15 protein-coding genes are annotated in these 18,616 nt (G+C 35.9%); 8 read left to right on the top strand and 7 right to left on the bottom strand.

The genetic code is table 11. The features are described from left to right. Positions 1-353: 353 nt before the first annotated feature. Positions 354-2,987: an alanine--tRNA ligase gene (alaS, locus tag ALGA_RS05095; RefSeq protein WP_096428301.1), complete on the bottom strand. Its 2,634-nt coding sequence runs from the start codon at positions 2,985-2,987 to the stop codon at positions 354-356. A 130-nt stretch (positions 2,988-3,117) separates the two neighbouring features. Between alaS and ALGA_RS05090 the strand changes: the two genes are divergently transcribed. The 5 genes from ALGA_RS05090 (at position 3,118) to ALGA_RS05070 (ending at position 6,992) form a co-directional block, all read left to right on the top strand. Next, positions 3,118-4,086, top strand: a complete 969-nt coding sequence (locus ALGA_RS05090; protein ID WP_096428300.1) for a M23 family metallopeptidase — start codon at positions 3,118-3,120, stop codon at positions 4,084-4,086. Positions 4,087-4,236: 150 nt separating this feature from the next. Continuing rightward, entirely contained in the window at positions 4,237-4,572 is a 336-nt protein-coding gene (locus ALGA_RS05085; RefSeq protein WP_096428299.1) for a MerR family transcriptional regulator, read from the top strand. A gap of 13 nt (positions 4,573-4,585) precedes the next feature. Continuing rightward, positions 4,586-5,686: a Nif3-like dinuclear metal center hexameric protein gene (locus tag ALGA_RS05080; protein WP_231706064.1), complete on the top strand. Its 1,101-nt coding sequence runs from the start codon at positions 4,586-4,588 to the stop codon at positions 5,684-5,686. Between the two features lie 5 nt (positions 5,687-5,691). Beyond that, positions 5,692-6,528 carry a zinc ribbon domain-containing protein gene (locus tag ALGA_RS05075; protein WP_096428298.1) on the top strand — a complete coding sequence of 279 codons (837 nt, stop codon included), beginning with the start codon at positions 5,692-5,694 and terminating at the stop codon, positions 6,526-6,528. A gap of 140 nt (positions 6,529-6,668) precedes the next feature. Further along, positions 6,669-6,992, top strand: a complete 324-nt coding sequence (locus ALGA_RS05070; RefSeq protein WP_096428297.1) for a thioredoxin family protein — start codon at positions 6,669-6,671, stop codon at positions 6,990-6,992. 37 nt (positions 6,993-7,029) lie between these two features. Here ALGA_RS05070 and ALGA_RS05065 read toward each other — a convergent pair whose 3' ends face one another. The 4 genes from ALGA_RS05065 to porU form a co-directional block, all read right to left on the bottom strand. Then, positions 7,030-7,389 (bottom strand): CoA-binding protein, encoded by a 360-nt coding sequence (locus ALGA_RS05065; protein WP_096428296.1) that lies wholly within the window; start codon positions 7,387-7,389, stop codon positions 7,030-7,032. Between the two features lie 162 nt (positions 7,390-7,551). After that, the gene (gene ispF / locus ALGA_RS05060; protein WP_096428295.1) at positions 7,552-8,031 is read right to left on the bottom strand and encodes a 2-C-methyl-D-erythritol 2,4-cyclodiphosphate synthase; all 480 of its coding nucleotides are present in this window, start codon (positions 8,029-8,031) and stop codon (positions 7,552-7,554) included. 1 nt (position 8,032) lies between these two features. Next, positions 8,033-9,211: a type IX secretion system outer membrane channel protein PorV gene (gene porV, locus ALGA_RS05055; RefSeq protein ID WP_231706063.1), complete on the bottom strand. Its 1,179-nt coding sequence runs from the start codon at positions 9,209-9,211 to the stop codon at positions 8,033-8,035. 57 nt (positions 9,212-9,268) lie between these two features. After that, positions 9,269-13,048 (bottom strand): type IX secretion system sortase PorU, encoded by a 3,780-nt coding sequence (gene porU, locus ALGA_RS05050; RefSeq protein ID WP_096428294.1) that lies wholly within the window; start codon positions 13,046-13,048, stop codon positions 9,269-9,271. A gap of 362 nt (positions 13,049-13,410) precedes the next feature. On the opposite strand from porU, the gene gldJ reads away from it, so the two are divergent. The 3 genes from gldJ to sugE all read left to right on the top strand — a co-directional run bounded on the left by gldJ (position 13,411) and on the right by sugE (position 16,644). Continuing rightward, positions 13,411-14,928: a gliding motility lipoprotein GldJ gene (gene gldJ / locus ALGA_RS05045; RefSeq protein ID WP_096428293.1), complete on the top strand. Its 1,518-nt coding sequence runs from the start codon at positions 13,411-13,413 to the stop codon at positions 14,926-14,928. A 97-nt stretch (positions 14,929-15,025) separates the two neighbouring features. Further along, a complete protein-coding gene (locus tag ALGA_RS05040; protein WP_096428292.1) occupies positions 15,026-16,315 on the top strand; it encodes a UDP-N-acetylmuramoyl-tripeptide--D-alanyl-D-alanine ligase in 1,290 nt (429 codons plus the stop codon). Positions 16,316-16,317: 2 nt separating this feature from the next. Beyond that, positions 16,318-16,644 (top strand): quaternary ammonium compound efflux SMR transporter SugE, encoded by a 327-nt coding sequence (sugE, locus tag ALGA_RS05035; RefSeq protein ID WP_317044268.1) that lies wholly within the window; start codon positions 16,318-16,320, stop codon positions 16,642-16,644. A 15-nt stretch (positions 16,645-16,659) separates the two neighbouring features. Here sugE and ALGA_RS05030 read toward each other — a convergent pair whose 3' ends face one another. Continuing rightward, entirely contained in the window at positions 16,660-17,682 is a 1,023-nt protein-coding gene (locus tag ALGA_RS05030; protein WP_096428291.1) for a glycosyltransferase family 2 protein, read from the bottom strand. A gap of 31 nt (positions 17,683-17,713) precedes the next feature. Next, positions 17,714-18,598: a lysophospholipid acyltransferase family protein gene (locus ALGA_RS05025; RefSeq protein WP_096428290.1), complete on the bottom strand. Its 885-nt coding sequence runs from the start codon at positions 18,596-18,598 to the stop codon at positions 17,714-17,716. Positions 18,599-18,616 lie beyond the last annotated feature (18 nt).

Genomic DNA, 18,616 nt, shown 5'->3' with positions numbered 1-18,616 from the left:
GGCGATTTGAAGATAAATGTGATCAAATTTTCTTCGGCATTGTGCATTTGAATATCAATGCGAGTAATTTCTCTTCGGCGGCATGCAATTCACTGCAAAATCGACTGTTTATTGATAATAAAAGGGGTAGTAGCATGCTAATACGTCCGTTTTTTGTTCCGAATTGCTAATATGAGTTCATTTGAAGATAATCAATCAATAATTTTCAATTTACAGACAGGCTTAGGGCATCAATGCCGATTTTGTTTTTTCCCATATTTTAATCTGTAAAAATAGGATGAGTGAACAGAGCAAAACAAAAGCGACCCCCTTTCGGCAGTCGCTTTCTATATCTCTAAAATTGAGCGCTTAATTTATCCTTCAATCTTATGAAGAACCATTTTTTTGGCAACTTCAATGGCTTTTTCTAATCCTTTAGGATCTTTACCACCAGCTGAAGCAAAGAAAGGCTGTCCGCCACCACCACCTTTAATTTCTTTGGCAGCTTCACGAATAATTGCTCCGGCATTTAAATCGTACTCTTTTACCAAATTATCCGAGAACATGATGGTGATATTTGCTTTTCCATTTAAATCGGCACCGGAAATAAACACAAGATTGTCTACTTCTCCTTTTAGTTGAAAGGCGATATCCTTAATGTCTCCTGCGCTGCCAACAGTAATTGACTCAGCAATAATGTTCACATCTTTTAGTATTGAAATATTCCCTTTCAAATCATTCTTAACGATCTTCAGGCGATCTTTTACAAAACCGTCCAAATCCTTTTTCAAACCTGAATTCTCATTCATCAAATCAGTAATGTTTTTAATCAGATTCTGATTTGATTTAAAGATGCATTCAATCTCCTTTAAAGTATTCAACTTATCGTTGATAAATTGTTCTGCTTTTACAGATGTAATCGCTTCAATTCTTCTAACACCAGCGGCAATAGCACTTTCCGATGTGATTTTGAAATATCCAATCTGACCAGTGGCTTTCACGTGAGTACCACCACAAAGCTCTATCGAATCATTAAATTTGATAACACGAACCAAATCGCCATATTTCTCACCAAACAAAGCCATTGCACCAAGGTTAACCGCCTCGGCCATTGGGATGTTGTTCTTTACTTCGATAGAAATATTCTCGCGAATTTTAGTATTCACGATTTGTTCTACTTTGGCAATTTCTTCTTCGGTTAGCTTTTGGAAGTGTGAAAAGTCGAAACGCAAATGATCAGGATTTACTAATGATCCTTTTTGCTCCACATGCTCACCCAATACTTCACGAAGTGCGTGGTGCATTAAGTGAGTTGCCGTATGATTGTTTGCAATTTGAGTTCTTTTGCTTTCGCTGACTACTGCTTTAAATACTACAGTCGGATCTTCTGGTAATTCTTTTGTGAAATGAACAATTAAACCGTTTTCTTTTTTTGTTTCAACAATAGAGATTTTTTCTCCATTTGCTTCTATATATCCAGTATCTCCAACTTGTCCGCCACTTTCACCATAGAAAGGAGTGATGTTGAAAACCAATTGAAATTGATCTTTATCTTTCGAAGATATTTTACGGTAACGAGTAATTCTTACATCAGTAGTCAGGTAATCGTATCCAACAAATTCTTCTACATCATCTTTCAAAATCTCAACCCAATCGCCGGTATCAACAGATGTTGCTGAACGGGAACGATTTTTCTGAGCTTCCATTTCATCGTTAAACTCTCTGCGATTAATAACCAAACCGGTTTCTTTCAAAATCAATTCAGTCAAATCTAAAGGGAAACCATAGGTGTCGTACAATTCAAAAGCCACCTTACCTGAGACAACTTTGTAATCTTCCGATTTAGTTTTATCAATAATTTGATCCAAAAGGCGAATTCCGTTTTCAAGAGTCCGTAAGAAAGAGTTTTCCTCTTCCATCACTACCTTTTCAATTAAGTTTTGTTGTTTCACCAGTTCAGGGAAATGATTTCCCATCACCTTAATTAGTACCGGAATTAAACGATACATAAATGGCTCTTTAAAGCCAAGGAAAGTATAGCCGTAACGAACAGCTCTTCTTAAAATTCTTCGTATTACATATCCCGCTTTATTATTCGATGGTAATTGTCCATCGGTAATGGCGAAAGCAATGGTTCTAATGTGATCAGAGATTACTCTAAGAGCAATGTCAATTACCTCATCTTCTCCATATTTCTTAGCGCTCATTTTTGCAATTGTCTGAATAATTGGCTGGAACACATCGGTATCGTAGTTTGATGTTTTCCCTTGCATAGCCATGCACAAACGTTCAAATCCCATACCTGTATCAACATGCTGATGAGGCAAAGGTTCCAAAGAGCTGTCAGCTTTACGATTGTATTGCATGAATACAAGATTCCAGATTTCAATTACCTGAGGATGATCTTGATTTATCAAATCACGACCGGCAACCAACTTACGTTCTTCATCGCTGCGTAAGTCAACATGAATTTCGGAACAAGGACCACAAGGACCGGTTTCACCCATTTCCCAGAAGTTGTCCTTCTTGTTTCCATTTATAATTTGTGAGGTAGGTAAGAATTTGCTCCATAATTCTGCAGCTTCATCATCACGACCCAACTTATCATCATCACTTCCTTCGAAAACAGAGGCGTACAATCTATCTTGAGGCAGTTTAAATACCTCGGTAAGAAGTTCCCAGGCCCAATTAATTGCATCTTCTTTAAAGTAATCACCAAATGACCAGTTACCCAACATTTCAAACATTGTGTGATGGTAAGTGTCATGACCAACTTCTTCTAAATCGTTGTGTTTCCCCGAAACGCGCAGACATTTTTGAGAGTTGGCAATTCGTTTGTACTTAATTGGTGTATTACCCAGGAATATATCTTTAAACTGATTCATTCCAGCATTTGTAAACATTAAAGTCGGATCATCTTTAATTACCATTGGTGCCGAAGAAACAGTTTTATGTTGTTTGGAGGCAAAGAAATCCAAAAATGCCTGTCTGATTTCGTTAGAATTCATTTGCATAATATTTTGAGTCAATGTGATTTGTATCCTAAGCTTGCAAAGTTAGATTATTTCCTTAATTTTGTTACCTGTGTAGAAAGAAAAGTTTAGGCTTTTTTCTATAAACTCAATCTAAAAATATTACATGGCGAAGACTAAGTATCAGTTTAACCCTGAGTCTATTAGTTACGAAAAAGTAGAAGTCAATTTTAAGACGAAGATAATTAACGTCCTTAAACACATGGCTTCAAGTTCAGTACTCGCAATTGTTATGGTTGTTGTGTTGTTCTATTTTTTCGGTTCACCAAAAGAGAGATCTCTAATTCGTGAAAATCAACAATTAGTTACTCAATATACTCGACTTAATTCAGAATTGGCAAAACTTCAAAACGTTTTAACTGATCTTGAGCAAAGGGATGATAATATTTACCGAGTAATTTTTGAGGCAGAACCCATTCATTCAAACATCCGAAAAGCGGGTTATGGTGGTGTAAACCGATACTCTAACCTGGAGAATCTGGAAAATTCCGAATTGGTTATTTCTACCAACAAAAAGATCGATCGTCTCGCAAAATCAATGTATGTTCAAACTAAATCATACGATGATGTTGAGGTTATGGTGAAAAACAAGTTTAAAATGCTTGCTTCCATTCCAGCGATTATGCCAATTGCGATAAAAGATTTTGGAAGAATTTCATCTGGTTACGGTTGGAGGATTCATCCAATTTATAAAACCCGTAAATTCCACGATGGGATGGATTTTAATGGGACAATTGGAACGCCTATCTATGCTACCGGTGATGGAGTAATTGTTCATTGTAGTTCTGAAAGAGGATATGGTAAAAAAGTAGTTCTCGATCATGGTTATGGATATAAAACGGTTTATGCCCACCTTAGCGATTACAACGTTAAAAGGGGACAAAAAGTTAGACGTGGTGAGGTTATTGCATTCCTTGGGAATACAGGCTCCTCAACCGGACCGCACATACACTATGAAGTAAGAAAAAACAATAGGACAATTAATCCAATTAACTATTATTTTAATGATTTAACAGCCGATGAATACGACAGTATGGTTGCTTATGCAGCGAACACTGGTCAAACAATGGATTAGTTCTATCTAAATAAAATAGGAAAACATAAAAAAGTGGCACGGGAATTATTATTTCGTGCCATTTTATTTGTTACTTTAGTTGATAAATAAATCTAATTTATTCATTTCCATACAGTTTATCTGGTTTGTGAAATCTAAATCTTAACATCGGTGCCTTACAAAGAAAAAAAAATCGAAAAACTATATTACGCCATTGGCGAAGTAGCTGATATGTTTCAGGTAAACACATCTTTGATTCGATTCTGGGAAAAGGAATTTGATATTATAAAACCGAAAAAGAATAAGAAAGGAAATCGATTTTTTACCCAAGTAGATATTGATAATTTTCATTTGATATTTCATTTGGTAAAAGAAAGGGGAATGACTCTTAAGGGAGCTCAGCTTAAGCTGAAAGAAAATAAGGAGGATACAGAGAATAATTTTGCTGTTGTTACCCGCTTGCAAGAAATAAAAAACCTTCTTTTGGAGATTAAAGAAGAATTATAAAAACTAAATTTAATTGAAATTGAAAGTAAGAGATATTGTTTCATCTATTGAGGAAATGGCTCCTTTGACTTATCAGGAATCGTACGATAATGCAGGTTTGCTTATTGGAAGTTATGATTCGGATGTTGCAGGTGTCCTTATTTGTTTGGATGTAGTGGAAAGTGTTGTTGAGGAGGCTGTAAAAAAAGGAGCGAATTTAATTATTGCTCACCATCCAATTGTTTTTAAAGGATTAAAACGTTTTAACGGGAATAACTATGTGGAAAGAACAGTAATTCTTGCCATTCAAAATAATATTGCCATTTATGCCGCACACACTAATTTAGATTCTGTAAAAGGCGGTGTTAGTGATCGTATTTGTGATTTAATAGGACTTCAAAACAGAAGAATCCTATCGCCTGTTAGCGAAGATCTTTATAAGTTGGTTACCTTTGTTCCAAATAATTATGCTCAGAAAGTTAGAGATGCTTTATTTGTAGCAGGAGCTGGAAGCATTGGGAATTACGATTCGTGCAGTTATACTAGCGAAGGGATAGGAAGCTTTCGAGCTGGAGAAGGGACAGACCCGTTTTTAGGCGAAAAAGGAAAACTGCATCTTGAACCGGAAGTTCGTGTAGAAACTGTTTTTCCTAAACATCTAAAGAATAAAATAACTTCTGCATTGCTCAAAAGTCATCCATACGAAGAGGTCGCTTATGATCTTTATCAACTTGAAAATGACAACAATCAAGTCGGATTAGGCATGATTGGGGAACTTTCAGTGTCAGAAGAGCCTCTGTTATTCTTAAAAAGAATAAAGGAGATTTTCGGGTGCGCTTGCATAAGGCATACCGAAATATGTAAAAAGGAAATAAAAACTGTTGCCGTATGTGGAGGGAGTGGAAGCTCCTTATTAAGCAAGGCTATCAGCCAAAAGGCTGATGTTTATGTGTCGGGAGATTTTAAATATCATGAGTTTTTTGATGCCGAAGGAAGGATAATAATTGCCGATATCGGACATTACGAAAGTGAACAATTTACGAGAGATATTTTTTATGAGATAGTTAAGAAAAAATTCCCTAACTTTGCGGTCTATATTTCAGAAATAAATTCGAATCCAATAAATTATTTGTAAAACATATGACTACACAAAATCCAAAGGCTTCAGATTTTAAGGATATTTCAGTAGAAGAAAAATTACGCACAATGTACGAGATGCAGTGTGTCGATTCTGAAATAGACCAAATTAGAACGCTAAGAGGAGAACTTCCATTGGAAGTTCAGGATTTGGAAGATGAAATCGCTGGTCTTGATACTAGGATTGCCAATCTAAACAATGAAGTAAAAGATTTGGTTGAAACTATTGCGAAGAAAAAACAAGAAATTAAAGAAGCTGGATTACTGATTAAAAAGTATGAAGCTCAACAAATGAATGTTCGCAATAATCGTGAGTTTGATTCTATTTCAAAAGAAATTGAATTTCAAAATTTAGAAATTGAATTGTGCGAAAAGAGAATTCGAGAGTTTACTTCAGAATTAGCCACCAAAAAAGCTGTAATTGAAAACTCAGATAAAGTTTTTTCTGATAGAAAGGTTGATTTGGAAGGCAAAAAAAATGAGTTAGATGCAATTGTATCAGAAACTCAAATTGAAGAAGAAAAACTAGTTGAACAGTCTGTTTCTTTTAGAAAAAAAATAGAAGCGCGTTTATTAACAGCTTATGCTCGGATTCGTTCAAATGCAAGAAATGGTCTTGCCGTTGTAACTGTTGAGCGTGATGCATGTGGAGGTTGTTTTAAAAAAATTCCACCACAGCGTCAAATGGATATTCGTTCTCGTAAAAAAATTATCGTTTGTGAATACTGTGGACGTATTTTAGTAGATCGTTTTATTGTTGATTACGACAATAGTTTAGAGGAAGCTGAAAAGGCTGAACAAGCTGAAAAGCCAAAAAGAAGAACTCGTAAAAAAGAATAATACTATTCTTAATAAGATATAAAGAAAGCTGTTTCATTTTTTGAAACAGCTTTTTTTATGAGTTGGATTTTTCCTGCTATTTTTGAGTCACACTTGTCTTTATTAGTATATTTATTTCTGTTTTAAAGGAAATTAGCCTTATGAATTTATCATTGTCCGAATTGGAAGTATTGAAAGAGAAGAGGGAATCTTTTTACATCTATTTTTCCGCACCTTCTTGTGGTGTGTGTCAGATATTGTCACCCAAAATAAGTGGTATGATGCAGGAAGAGTTTCCTGAATTGAAAGCTTTCCATATCGATACTGCGCAGCATCCGGAAGTTGCGGCACAATTAGGTTTGTACACTAATCCTAGTTTATTGGTTTATCTGGATGGTAAAGAATTATTACGGAGAAGTCGGGCAATTAGTGTCGGGCAAGTTGAAGAGGAGATTAGACGAACGTATAACCTCCTCTTTGATTAAAACACGCTGATTGCGGTGTCTCTCTTCTGTTAGTCGACTAATAAACTCCGGTACGAAGCATTACCAAAGGACATGCTTCTTCTGTTTCTATGCCTAAAGCATTTGCTTTTCGATAGAAAACTGGATTTTCTGTTCCCGGAGGAAATAAGATTCTTTCCGGTTTCAAACCTATTATGTAATCGATATACGATTCTTGATTTTTTGGAGATAGGTAAACAGCAACAGTTTCAACTTTGTCTGCAAAAGGCTGGCCTACAATTATTTTAACATCTGCAATTTCACCTTCTTGGTTTCCAACAGCAATGGTTTCGATATCATTTTCCCGCAGCAAACGCACACATTGATTTGAATATCTTTCCTCGTTTAAGCTGGCACCAATAACAACTGTCTTTCTCATTTTGGAGCGAATTAAGTATTTATATATCTATATACAACAAATATAGCAAAATGGGGAAATTATCAAATAGCAATTGGCGATAATGCTAATTTATTTTTCACAAAAAAAACCTTCCTGAAATTACTTCATGGAAGGTTTTTAACTAATTAAAATTACTGAGTATTATAATTTTTGGATTAAAACGGTAGCATAAGCGGCAATGCCATCTTCGGTGCCAACAAAACCAAGTTTTTCCGTTGTTGTTGCTTTTATCGCCAAATCTTCTAAATCAATCTCCATTACATCCGAAAGCACCTTTTGCATTTCAGGAATTAAAGGCTTTATTTTAGGTTGCTGCAAGGCTATTGTTGCATCAATATTTCCAATTGAAAATCCTTTGTCGGTGATTAGTTTAACCGTTTTCTTCAAAAGGATTTTACTGTCGATGTTCTTAAAGTCACTTGATGTATCAGGGAAATGAAAACCAATGTCACGCAAGTTGGAGGCGCCGAGCAGTGCGTCGCAAATAGCATGAATTAAAACATCACCATCTGAATGGGCAACGCAACCTTTACTGTGCGTTAATTGGATGCCTCCGAGCCAAAACTCTTCACCTTCGGCTAATTGATGAACATCGTAACCAAATCCTACTCTAATCTTCATCTTATTTTACAATTTTATCAATATTTGCGGTAATTGTGAAGCGCAAAGTATTCTTTAGAGGATTATTTTGAGTTGAAGGAATCAAGTACGAAAAATCCAAATCAAACATGTTTAGTTTCACTCCTAAACCGGCAGTATAATATTTTCTATTTCCTTTTTCTTCGTTCTCATAATAGTAACCTGCGCGTAAAGCAAATTGATTTTGATACCAATATTCAAATCCCAGTGACCAGGTCATTTCTTTAAATTCCTCACTCATTCCGCCTGGAGCATCAGAAAATGAACCGAAAATGCCACTCATAACAGATTTATTGGAAGTTTGACCGCCAACAATAACAGTTCCGTCATCCTCACCATTCTGAAGAGAACCATTTGCTGGGGTTGGAACTAATAATTTATTGAAATCGGCAGCAATTGTAAGTGAATTATATTGATCCAGTTCAAATTTAAGGGCAGAACCAAATCTAAGATTTGTAGGAATAAATTCTTTCTCATCATCGGTGGTATAGCTGATTTTAGAACCGATGTTTGAGATATTAAGGCCCCATGACCATACCATATCTTTTCGATTCCTTGTAAATTCTTTTTGATAGTAAACGGAAATATCAGCTGCGAATGCATTACCAGCCTGCGTTTCAACTCCTGCAACATATTGAGCTTGGGTAAGATCCGAGCGTATGTACCTAAATGCTATAGCTCCTGATATATTATCGGTTAATCTTCTTGAATAGGCAATATCAAAAGCCCACTCGTTTGGGTTTCTTGATATAGGTGTTGCGTCCTGGCTTTCTAAAAAGATTATTTCACCCAAAGTAAAATATCGAAGAGAAGAAGCAATTACCTGATTCTTATCCAAACGATAGTATCCGGTTAAATAGGCAAGGCTCATGTCTTCAACCAAGTCTCTTAACCAAGGAGTATAGGATGCTGCCACTCCATAGTTGCCATCAATCATGGCAAATTTTGCCGGATTCCAATGCATCGAATTAGCATCAGGCGATGTCGCAACACCAACATCACCCATCGCACCTGCGCGTGAATCCGGTGTAATTGTTAGGAAAGGAACGGCCGTCGAAATGTAATTGGCCCCTGATGTTGAGCTTTGTGCCCAGCTAGTTTCCATGTTTGTAAATAACAAAATGGCTAGCAGGCTTGTGATTAGAGTTAGCTTTTGATTCATAATAGTATATGTAATGGTCTGCAAATATATTCAATAAACTGTCAAACTTGGCTTTTATTATTTTAGGATCACTAATTTTTGAAATTTATTCACCACTTTTCCATCATCGGCCCTAACCTTTACACGATAGAAGTAAACTCCACGACCAATGGAATTGCCAAAATCATCTTTCCCGTCCCATTGAATTGGTCCAACACGATTTCCCGCCGAATTTACAGTGGTTTCAATAGTCTTAATTAATTTTCCTGATACGGTGAGTATTTGAATCAAAACATCTAGTTCTCTGGAGGCTTGATTGTGTTCAAAATAGAAACCCGTGTTGGTTGTAAATGGGTTTGGATAGTTTAGTACATGTTTCAGAATAAGATCGGCATTATCTGCGACAATAAATTCGAGCACATTTTCCGATGAATTATTTACATTGTCCCAAACTTTGATTTGAATTTCATGTTCGCCTGTTTCTAAATCCGAAAGGCGGTAGCTAATTTTTCCTTTTTGATAATTATCTAATTCGGATTCATAGGAATCGTTTAATTCATACGGCTGATCTGTTTTTTGATCCAAAACGGCAATAATATCATGCCCAATGGAATTACCAACGGTATTTATGCCACTGGAGTCCTGTACAATAGCTAACAACAGGGGAGACGAGCTAGTCATTCCTCCTGGAGTGAATTGCTCATCGTCCATGTAAAGTTCAATTTCAGGACCAATTTTATCATTATCTGCATTCGGATTTGTTCCTCCAACCACAATACTATTGGTGTATCCGAATGCATCTGAGTTCATGCTGTTGGCATAATAGGAAATTTTACCATTTCCATATTGATAATTGATGTCTTTTGGAACAAAAAAGCTAAAATTAAAATCACCATTGGTAACACTGGCTTTTCCTTTGAAAAGGATACTGTTTTGGACTGTATACTCAAATGGATTCTCATCATTTCCCCGAGTGGATTTAGTTGTTGCTTTGTCATATACTGTTGAGAAAACCGTTCCTGAAAAATCATTCAGTTTCTCACCTGTGTTTGCAATTATCTGACCAGAAATTTGAACCTTACTCAATGCTTTTAAAGTGTCTGTTGGCTGGCTGATATCTACATTGTTAATCTGTATTGTTTTGGCCGAATGAGTTGGGTAATTCAGTCGAAGAGCCGGATCTCCTAAAAGAGTAAAATTCCTTTTGTTGATTCCCGATCCGGTTTCATTTTTCGTTTTTCTCATGATGTCTCCTAGGCAAAGATGCTTTCCTTCAGAGTCGAGATCAAATACATGATGATAAAAATTTTGGTTCAAACTGAAATTGGGTGAGGAGAAAACCAAACGAGTTGTGGTGAATAGACCTATGCCACCGCCGTTATCACGAAGAAGAATCATTTCTCCAGATGATAGTTTTTTGTAATTATCGAAACGACTGAATTCGCAAGTAGCAGTCATGAATAAAGGAAGCTTAGTAGGATTTTTCCAGCTTAAAATATCGTCGAGCATTAATATTTGCTCATGTGCCAGCCCGTTCTCATTACCATGGCCAGTGTAATTCATAATCAGGCTTCCTTTGTTTACGCTTGCGCTGATTTCCAGATTTACATCAGGATATTCCTGTCCGGCAGAACTGGTAATTTGTTCATAGTCATCGAGAAAGATGCGTTTGATTTTATATTCTGGATAATCTGTTTCCACCTGCACCGCTAATTTGTTGGCATCTCTCATATGTGTGCTATTGTCTTCGTCATCGCCAATAAAACAGACCATGCTTCGCCAGTCTCCCCATTCTGAATTGTTGTAGTTTAAAATTTTATTTGTGACAATTTGCGCTTCCTCGGTGGTGTTCACAGGAAAGCGGCCAATTCCAAGATCTACCATTCCCGAAGCTTCTCCTTCATCATCATCAAGCAGGCCGAAGAAATCATCCGTAACAAAAGACTGGGTGGGAATTAAAGAATTTTCAGACTGATAGGTGAGAATTTGCTTGGTGTTGTTTTCCCGATCGGATTTGTTGTCAAAGGAACCATCACCAAAAAGTAAAAGATATTTAGGCATATCGGATTCGTCTGTTGATCGATCGTAAAACATTTTCACGAAATTACGAATAGCACTAACATCAGGAGAACCTGAGGAAAATTCGTTGTAGATATCTTCAGGATTAACAACAGTTACTTTTAAATTATCCTTGGATTTATGAAAATCTGCAATTTGACTAGCTTGTGATAGAAATTTTGAAGGGCTAATTATCAACATATCCGTTTGGTCCAAAGCATGCAGGTTTTGATTTTGAACCGAACCGATCACGCTAGGAGTTGGGAAATTACCTTTTGGGTCACAGGCAATATATTCTCTCAAAATACTGGCGTCTACTATAAATGAACTTGTGTTGTTACTGAAATCAGCAGATAATGATTTAATAGATTGAGGATTCGTAATATCCCAGATTAGAGTCTGGTTATTCGTGTTTTGGAGGTCGAATTGTGCCTTGTTGGCAGCACCTATAGTTTTAGAATCTCTAAATGCCATTTGATCGCCCGTGAAAAGTAAATTTCGTCTGGCGTTTACACGAATAAAATTCAGCCATCCTTTTGATGAAGCAGAACTTTTCTCATAGTCCAGACTTAATTCAAAATTAGACGAGGAAGGTGTGAAATTATTGAATACTTGTTCGATATTGGAAGCATAACTTGCTGTATAGCTTCCCGTATTAACCGCCGGAATTTCTATTTCGCCAATTGAACTTGTTCCGGAAAGCAGTGTGAATTTTGTTGCGGATGATGATCTGGCCACCAAATTAGTGCTCACTAAAACAGGTTCCCCAGTTTTTAGATTAGGGAAAGAAAAATTGAACGAATAATTTGTTGTAACATCGAAAGTACTGCCAAGCCAAAGTCTGCCACTCTCCAAAAGATTGGTGTCGTCCTGATCAAATACAGCATAATCATCAAATCCGGAAACGGTAATATTGGAAGAAGGCAAAGAGCTTACCGATTGAATGAGAGTTGGACTTCCCATATCAGAAGTAAGAAAATAGTGAGAGAAATCAGAGTAGAGATGATTTTCGTGAACAAATTCATTGGAGATTTCATCAAATTTCCATGATCTTGGTCCTTTGGCATAAAAAAGTATGAAATCACCAGAATTAAAAATACCGTCAGTTCCCTTATCCATGTAAATGGAATTGTTTGGTAAATCATCGATGCTGTTTTCCGAGTTCATCTTTGGAAGCATTCCACCACCCGAACCATAAACCCGGATGTTTTCCGGATTGGAAATTCCCATATCAATTAATTGGGAGTAGGTAATTTTATGCACTGCTGATGTGTTAACTGCAATTTTCACCCATTTTCCTGATTGAAGAACAGAGCTGGTGAGGTAAGATTTTGATTGTTTTACAGATTTAGGCTGGCTTTTTCTCTGAAACTTCAGAGAGAATCGAATGAGTTTTTCATATTGTCCCGTTAATGAATTCTTGCGAATGGGAATGAATTTAACTTGCAGGTAGTTTTGTTTTCGAATACTAACCGATTGAACTGAGGGGTTTATGCTATTAGAAATTGTTTTATTTCGTAAAACTTGCCTTTCAGTGGAACTTAACAATTCAAATTCCGTATCAAATAACTCAACGGTGAATATTTGGTTGGTTGAACCTGTTAATTGAAGGTATGAATATTCTGGTAGCCAAGAGTTATGCTCATCTAATGAAGCTCCTGTAAAAGTTAGGGTGTTAATTTTTTCTCCATTGGGATAGACAATTAAATTTTCTGTCCAATTCAAATTAACTGGAGTTGTAGTTTGTGAAAATAAACTAACGCTAATAAGGGAGAATAACAATATTACCAGATAACGCATAGATAATTACAGGTATTTTACGTTTAAATTAAACCAATTGGCAATTTGCGAGAATTGCAAGTATGCAAAATAAGCAAAACTTAAGACAAAGTCGAGAAAATAGATTAAGATAAAGGGAAGACTTTTCTTAGGGTTTAAAGCTTATGCTTTTTTAAAGTTTGTTTTGTATCAGACAGTTAGAGTTATAGAGTTGTTTGGGAGGTCGTGCAACATGCGATCAATGATTTTTTTGGAACTGAATTATTCACTGTAAATGTTAAATATTTTTGTAAAAAAGTAAAATTAAATACAATAAACTCTGTACTCTTTTAGTTATATTTGTTGAGTTAAGTATTTTTGAGATAAACTACATTCAATCTATTATGAAATTAAAATCGAGCATTATTCTCTTTGTTTTTGCAATTTCACTGATGATTTTACCATCTTGTTCGAAAGTGAAAAGTCTTGTAGGAAAGGGAGAAAAATCGAAAACCACAGGTTGGGCTTATAACGAGCCTGAGAATGGAGGTTTTGAATATCATAGCGGTTTTCAGCAAGAAACTGGTCCTGGTCTGAAATTTATTCAGGGAGGTACATTTACTATGGGAAGAACACAACAGGATGTGATGTATGATTGGAATAATGTTCCAAGAAGAGTTACGGTTCCTTCTTTTTATATTGATGAGTCAGAGGTTCGTAATGTTGATTATTTAGAATACTTACATTGGATTAAGAGGGTATTTGTTTCTTACCCTGAGGTTTATAGAAAAGCACTGCCTGATACTTTAGTTTGGCGCGATGAACTGGCTTACAACGAGCCTTACGTAAACAATTACCTTCGTCATCCTGCTTATGGAGAATATCCTGTAGTTGGTGTAAGTTGGGAACAAGCAGTAGACTTTTGCGAATGGCGTACCGATCGTGTAAACGAAAGAATCCTTATCGATAGAGGAATCTTGAATGAAGATCCTACTCAGCGTGATGAAAATAATTTCAATACAGAATCATATTTAGCGGGACAGTATGAAGGTGCTGTTAATAAAAATCTTACAGATTTAAATCCTGATAATGAGGAAAGATCGGTTCGTTGGAGTGATGGTATGTTGCTTCCTAAATATCGTCTTCCTTCTGAAGCAGAGTGGGAATATGCCGCAACTGCTTTAATTGGAAATTCACAAGATGAAAGAATTACAGATCGTAAGATTTTTCCTTGGAATGGACATTGGGTTAGAAATGATGACAAAAAATCTCGTGGTAAGATGATGGCTAACTTTGTTCGGGGACGTGGTGATTATATGGGAACTGCTGGTGCTTTAAATGATGCTGGAGATATTACGGTTCCGGTAAATTCATTCTGGCCTAACGATTTTGGTTTGTATTGTATGGCAGGTAATGTTAGTGAATGGGTTGCTGATGTTTATCGTCCTATGTCTTCAGAAGATATTTCGGACTTTAATCCTTACAGAGGTAATGTTTTTAAAACTGCTGTTCGCGATGAAGAAGGAAATATTGCTGAGAAAGATAGTTTAGGTAGACTTCGTTATAGAAATCAGAAAGATGAAGAATTAGTAGGTCGTGAAAACTACAAAACTGCTGATAATAGAAATTATCGCGATGGTGATGTTGAATCAAGTATTGTTTCGGATTATACCTGGAACAATCCAGAACATCAAGCGGCAGGTTCAAGTCGTATGTATGTTCAAGGCAGAGGTCAGGGCGGAAGTGATTTCAGTTCAATGGTAACCGATGATTCCCGCGTTTACAAGGGAGGTTCATGGAAAGATCGTGCTTTCTGGATGTCTCCTAGTGCTCGTCGATTCTTAAATCAGAAAGAAGCTCGTGATGATATAGGATTTAGATGTGCAATGACACATGTAGGACATCCTGCAAATCAAAAGTAGTTACTTTAAAATATTTTGAAACCCCATCTCTAAAGGATGGGGTTTTTTGTTGGAAATTACTAATTTTGTTCGTTGAACAAAATCAGAAAAACACACAATGCAATTGTCTAATATTTATCTTCTATTTAAGGAACATCCAATTGTGGTAACAGATACCAGGAAGATTGTTCCGAATTCAATTTTCTTTGCTTTAAAAGGGGATAATTTTAATGGGAATAAATTTGCTTTGGCCGCAATAGAAAAGGGCTGTAAGTATGCCATTGTCGATGAAGAAGAATATGCAATAGATGATCGCTTTATTTTGGTTGAGGATGTTTTGTTGACACTTCAAAAGTTAGCCCGAGAACACCGAAGACACCTAAATATTCCCATTATTGCCATTACGGGAACTAATGGGAAAACCACCACAAAAGAATTGGTTCATGAAGTTTTGAAACGGAAATTTCGAACAGTAGCTACAATTGGAAATTTAAATAATCATATTGGAGTTCCCTTAACGCTGCTTTCGATGAGCGATGATACCGAATTTGGGATTGTGGAAATGGGAGCGAATCATCCTGAAGAGATTCAGCAGTTATGCGAAATTGTTGAGCCAAATTATGGAATAATAACGAATGTTGGGAAAGCGCACTTAGAGGGGTTTGGATCTTTTGAAGGTGTTGTAAAAACAAAAAAAGAACTGTATGATTTTCTTTATCGGAACGAAGGAAAGGTATTTATAAATGCAGATAATGATTATTTGGTTGGAATGTTGAATGATCAGGAAACGATTAGCTATGGAAATTCGGAAAAAGCATTTTCTAAGGCAAAATTTCTACAGGCTGAACCATATCTGGTTATAGAAATTAGATCGTCAGTTGGGAAATTATACATTAAAACTAAGTTGATAGGTGCATATAATTTCGAAAATGCATTGGCTGCCGTCACTGTGGGAAGATATTTTAAAATTGATGAAATAGAAATAAAGCAAGCATTGGAGGAGTATGTGCCAAGCAATAACCGATCGCAATTGAAGAAAACTGAGAAAAACGTTTTGTTTTTGGATGCATATAATGCGAATCCGACCAGCATGAAGGCTGCAATTGAAAATTTTGCAGGAATGTCTCGAAAAAATAAAGTCATTATTTTGGGTGACATGTTGGAGTTGGGCTCTGATTCTCGTAAAGAACATTTGGATTTACTGCAATTGATTCAAGATCGAAATCTGCAAAATGTATTTTTGGTTGGAGATATGTTCACGGAAGTGAATTCGAACAAACAGTTTAAAACATTTAAGAGCACTTCCGACTTGATTACAGAGCTTGAGAAGGCTGAACTACTTAATCAGTATATTCTGATTAAAGGATCAAGAGGAATTCGTTTGGAACAGGTAATTGAAAAATTGTAACTATGGCTATTGCGTGGATTTATTTGATTATTGCGGGATTATTTGAAGCCGTTTGGGCTGTTGGACTAAAATATGCAGAAGGCTTTACTAAGCTTTGGCCTAGTTTAGTGACGATTGTTGCCATGGCAATAAGTCTATATTTTCTTGCTCTGGCGATAAAAACCTTGCCTTTAGGCACTGCTTATGCTGTGTGGACAGGAATAGGAGCATTTTCGACTGCTATTTTAGGAATCGTTTTATTCAGTGAGCCTATTCACTTCTCAAGAATATTCTTTTTAATTCTTTTACTTGTGTCAATTATAGGTCTTAAATTTACCGCAGTTAGTTAATTTGAAATTTTCTTTTTAGAAAGTAATATCTGAGAATTCTTTTTTCTTTTTCAAATAGAAATCAAACATAATACTACTTTTGTACATTTCTTTGTGCTCCTTTTTAATTACAAGAGGAACTAAATGTTTTCGTTTTTGTCTCATTTTTGGTAACATGGAGTAGTAGGAGAGATGAGCTTTAAATACTGCTCTAAAATTTAAAAATTCGCCACTTAAAAGAAATTTAATTGCCGCGATGCCATCCAATATCATTCTTTGTAAGAGAATAGAGTAGAATTTATTGCCAGGTAAATTTTTATGCAACATGAATAGATTGTTGCGGAAATTTAAAAATAATTTATTTGGACTGTTATATGGTAAAGTGGCTCCACCAACATGATAGACTGTAGATTTGGGTTCTACAATAATTCTGTAACCTTGGTTTTTGATTCTCCAGCACAAATCAATTTCTTCCATGTGTGCAAAAAAATCACCGTCTAATCCACCCGTTTTTTTATAAATATCAGCACGAATAAAGAGGGAAGCGCCACTTGCCCAAAAAATATCTGTTGCTGATTTGTATTGACTTGTATCTGTTTCGATCTGATCTAGTATTCTACCTCTGCAAAATGGGTAGCCCAAATAATCTATGAAACCGCCAGAGGCTCCTGCATGTTCAAACTTTGTTTTGTTGTGAAATGCTTTAATTTGTGGTTGAGCCGCAGCAATGCTTAGGTCTTTTTCGAATTGATGGTAAATGGGATCTAGCCAATTTTGGGTAACCTCAACATCTGAATTTAAAAGAACGAAATAAGTATGTGAAAGTTGGTTCAATGCTCTATTGTAACCCTCTGCAAATCCATAATTTTTATCCAGTTGGATAACTTGAAGATCTGGATATTCTTCTGCTAAAAATGCGATGGAATCGTCAGTTGAAGCATTATCTGCAACAATAACATCAGCCCATTCTCGCTCTGAGTGAGCAACAACTGATGGCAGAAATTGTTCTAGTAATTTTTTTCCGTTCCAGTTTAGTATTACGATTCCAATTCTATTCATTTTATTCTTACCGATGTTTTTTACTTGTATTTTATTTATCTGAATCTTCTTTTTTGTGCTTCCATCTTCTATGTGACCATAGCCAGTAAGCAGGATCTTCCTGAATAATTTTCTCTAAAACACGAGTGTGTTTTTCAGTGATTTCAAATTCAGCTGTTTCTTTAGGATTTTCAAAAAGAGGAATAATGTTTACTTCATAATATCCTCTCTTCACTTTCTTCATGTGAATAAACACAACGACCTGATCCAACTTTTTAGCAATGCGCTCGGTTCCTAACAAAACAGGAGTATCCTGATTAAGAAATTTTGTCCAATAGTTAAGGTTTGCTTTGTTTGGTGTTTGGTCACCAATAAAAACAGTAGCCGTATATTTATTTTGATTACGGTAAGAAATCATCGTGCGTAAAGTATCATCTTTAGCAACAGGCTTGGCTCCAAATCGAGCTCTAATACGCAAGAACATTTTGTCAAAAACCTTGTTGTGCAGAGGTTTGTAAATTGGCAGATAGTAGGCATCTTTCCATACAGCAAATGATGTTAGCCACTCCCAATTCCCATAATGTCCCAATACGGTCATAATGCTTTTACCAGAGGCTTTGTAGGCGTCAAAAATATCTGGATTTAGGAACTTGCATCGTTTTCTCATTTCTTCTTCACTTATCGTCCAAAGTTTAATGGTCTCGATAAATGTATCACAGAAATGACTGTAAAATTCTTTTCGTATTGTCTGAATTTCTTTTTCGGATTTCTCTGGGAAAGAATTTTTAAGATTACTTGTAACAATCTTTCTTCGATATCTGAGTATGTAATAAACAAATAGATAAATAATGTCGGAAAAAATGTATAGAATGGTGAATGGTAAGTAGCTAATCAGCCTTACAAGACCATATACAATATAGGAAAGAAGCTTTATCATTTAGATGAGATATATTTT

This window comes from Labilibaculum antarcticum (assembly GCF_002356295.1).
GTDB classification, from domain to species: domain Bacteria; phylum Bacteroidota; class Bacteroidia; order Bacteroidales; family Marinifilaceae; genus Labilibaculum; species Labilibaculum antarcticum.
Note: the sequence above shows the minus strand (reverse complement) of the source record. Positions and strands in the feature narration are given on the sequence as shown.

Bases quoted from the DNA above. Each gene is read 5' to 3' on its own strand.
- alaS (WP_096428301.1), bottom strand. From the start codon at position 2,987: ATGAATTCTAACGAAATCAGACAGGCATTTTTGGATTTCTTTGCCTCC.
- ALGA_RS05090 (WP_096428300.1), top strand. From the start codon at position 3,118: ATGGCGAAGACTAAGTATCAGTTTAACCCTGAGTCTATTAGTTACGAA.
- ALGA_RS05075 (WP_096428298.1), top strand. From the start codon at position 5,692: ATGACTACACAAAATCCAAAGGCTTCAGATTTTAAGGATATTTCAGTA.
- ALGA_RS05070 (WP_096428297.1), top strand. From the start codon at position 6,669: ATGAATTTATCATTGTCCGAATTGGAAGTATTGAAAGAGAAGAGGGAA.
- ALGA_RS05065 (WP_096428296.1), bottom strand. From the start codon at position 7,389: ATGAGAAAGACAGTTGTTATTGGTGCCAGCTTAAACGAGGAAAGATAT.
- ispF (WP_096428295.1), bottom strand. From the start codon at position 8,031: ATGAAGATTAGAGTAGGATTTGGTTACGATGTTCATCAATTAGCCGAA.
- porV (WP_231706063.1), bottom strand. From the start codon at position 9,211: ATGAATCAAAAGCTAACTCTAATCACAAGCCTGCTAGCCATTTTGTTA.
- porU (WP_096428294.1), bottom strand. From the start codon at position 13,048: ATGCGTTATCTGGTAATATTGTTATTCTCCCTTATTAGCGTTAGTTTA.
- gldJ (WP_096428293.1), top strand. From the start codon at position 13,411: ATGAAATTAAAATCGAGCATTATTCTCTTTGTTTTTGCAATTTCACTG.
- ALGA_RS05040 (WP_096428292.1), top strand. From the start codon at position 15,026: ATGCAATTGTCTAATATTTATCTTCTATTTAAGGAACATCCAATTGTG.
- sugE (WP_317044268.1), top strand. From the start codon at position 16,318: ATGGCTATTGCGTGGATTTATTTGATTATTGCGGGATTATTTGAAGCC.
- ALGA_RS05030 (WP_096428291.1), bottom strand. From the start codon at position 17,682: ATGAATAGAATTGGAATCGTAATACTAAACTGGAACGGAAAAAAATTA.
- ALGA_RS05025 (WP_096428290.1), bottom strand. From the start codon at position 18,598: ATGATAAAGCTTCTTTCCTATATTGTATATGGTCTTGTAAGGCTGATT.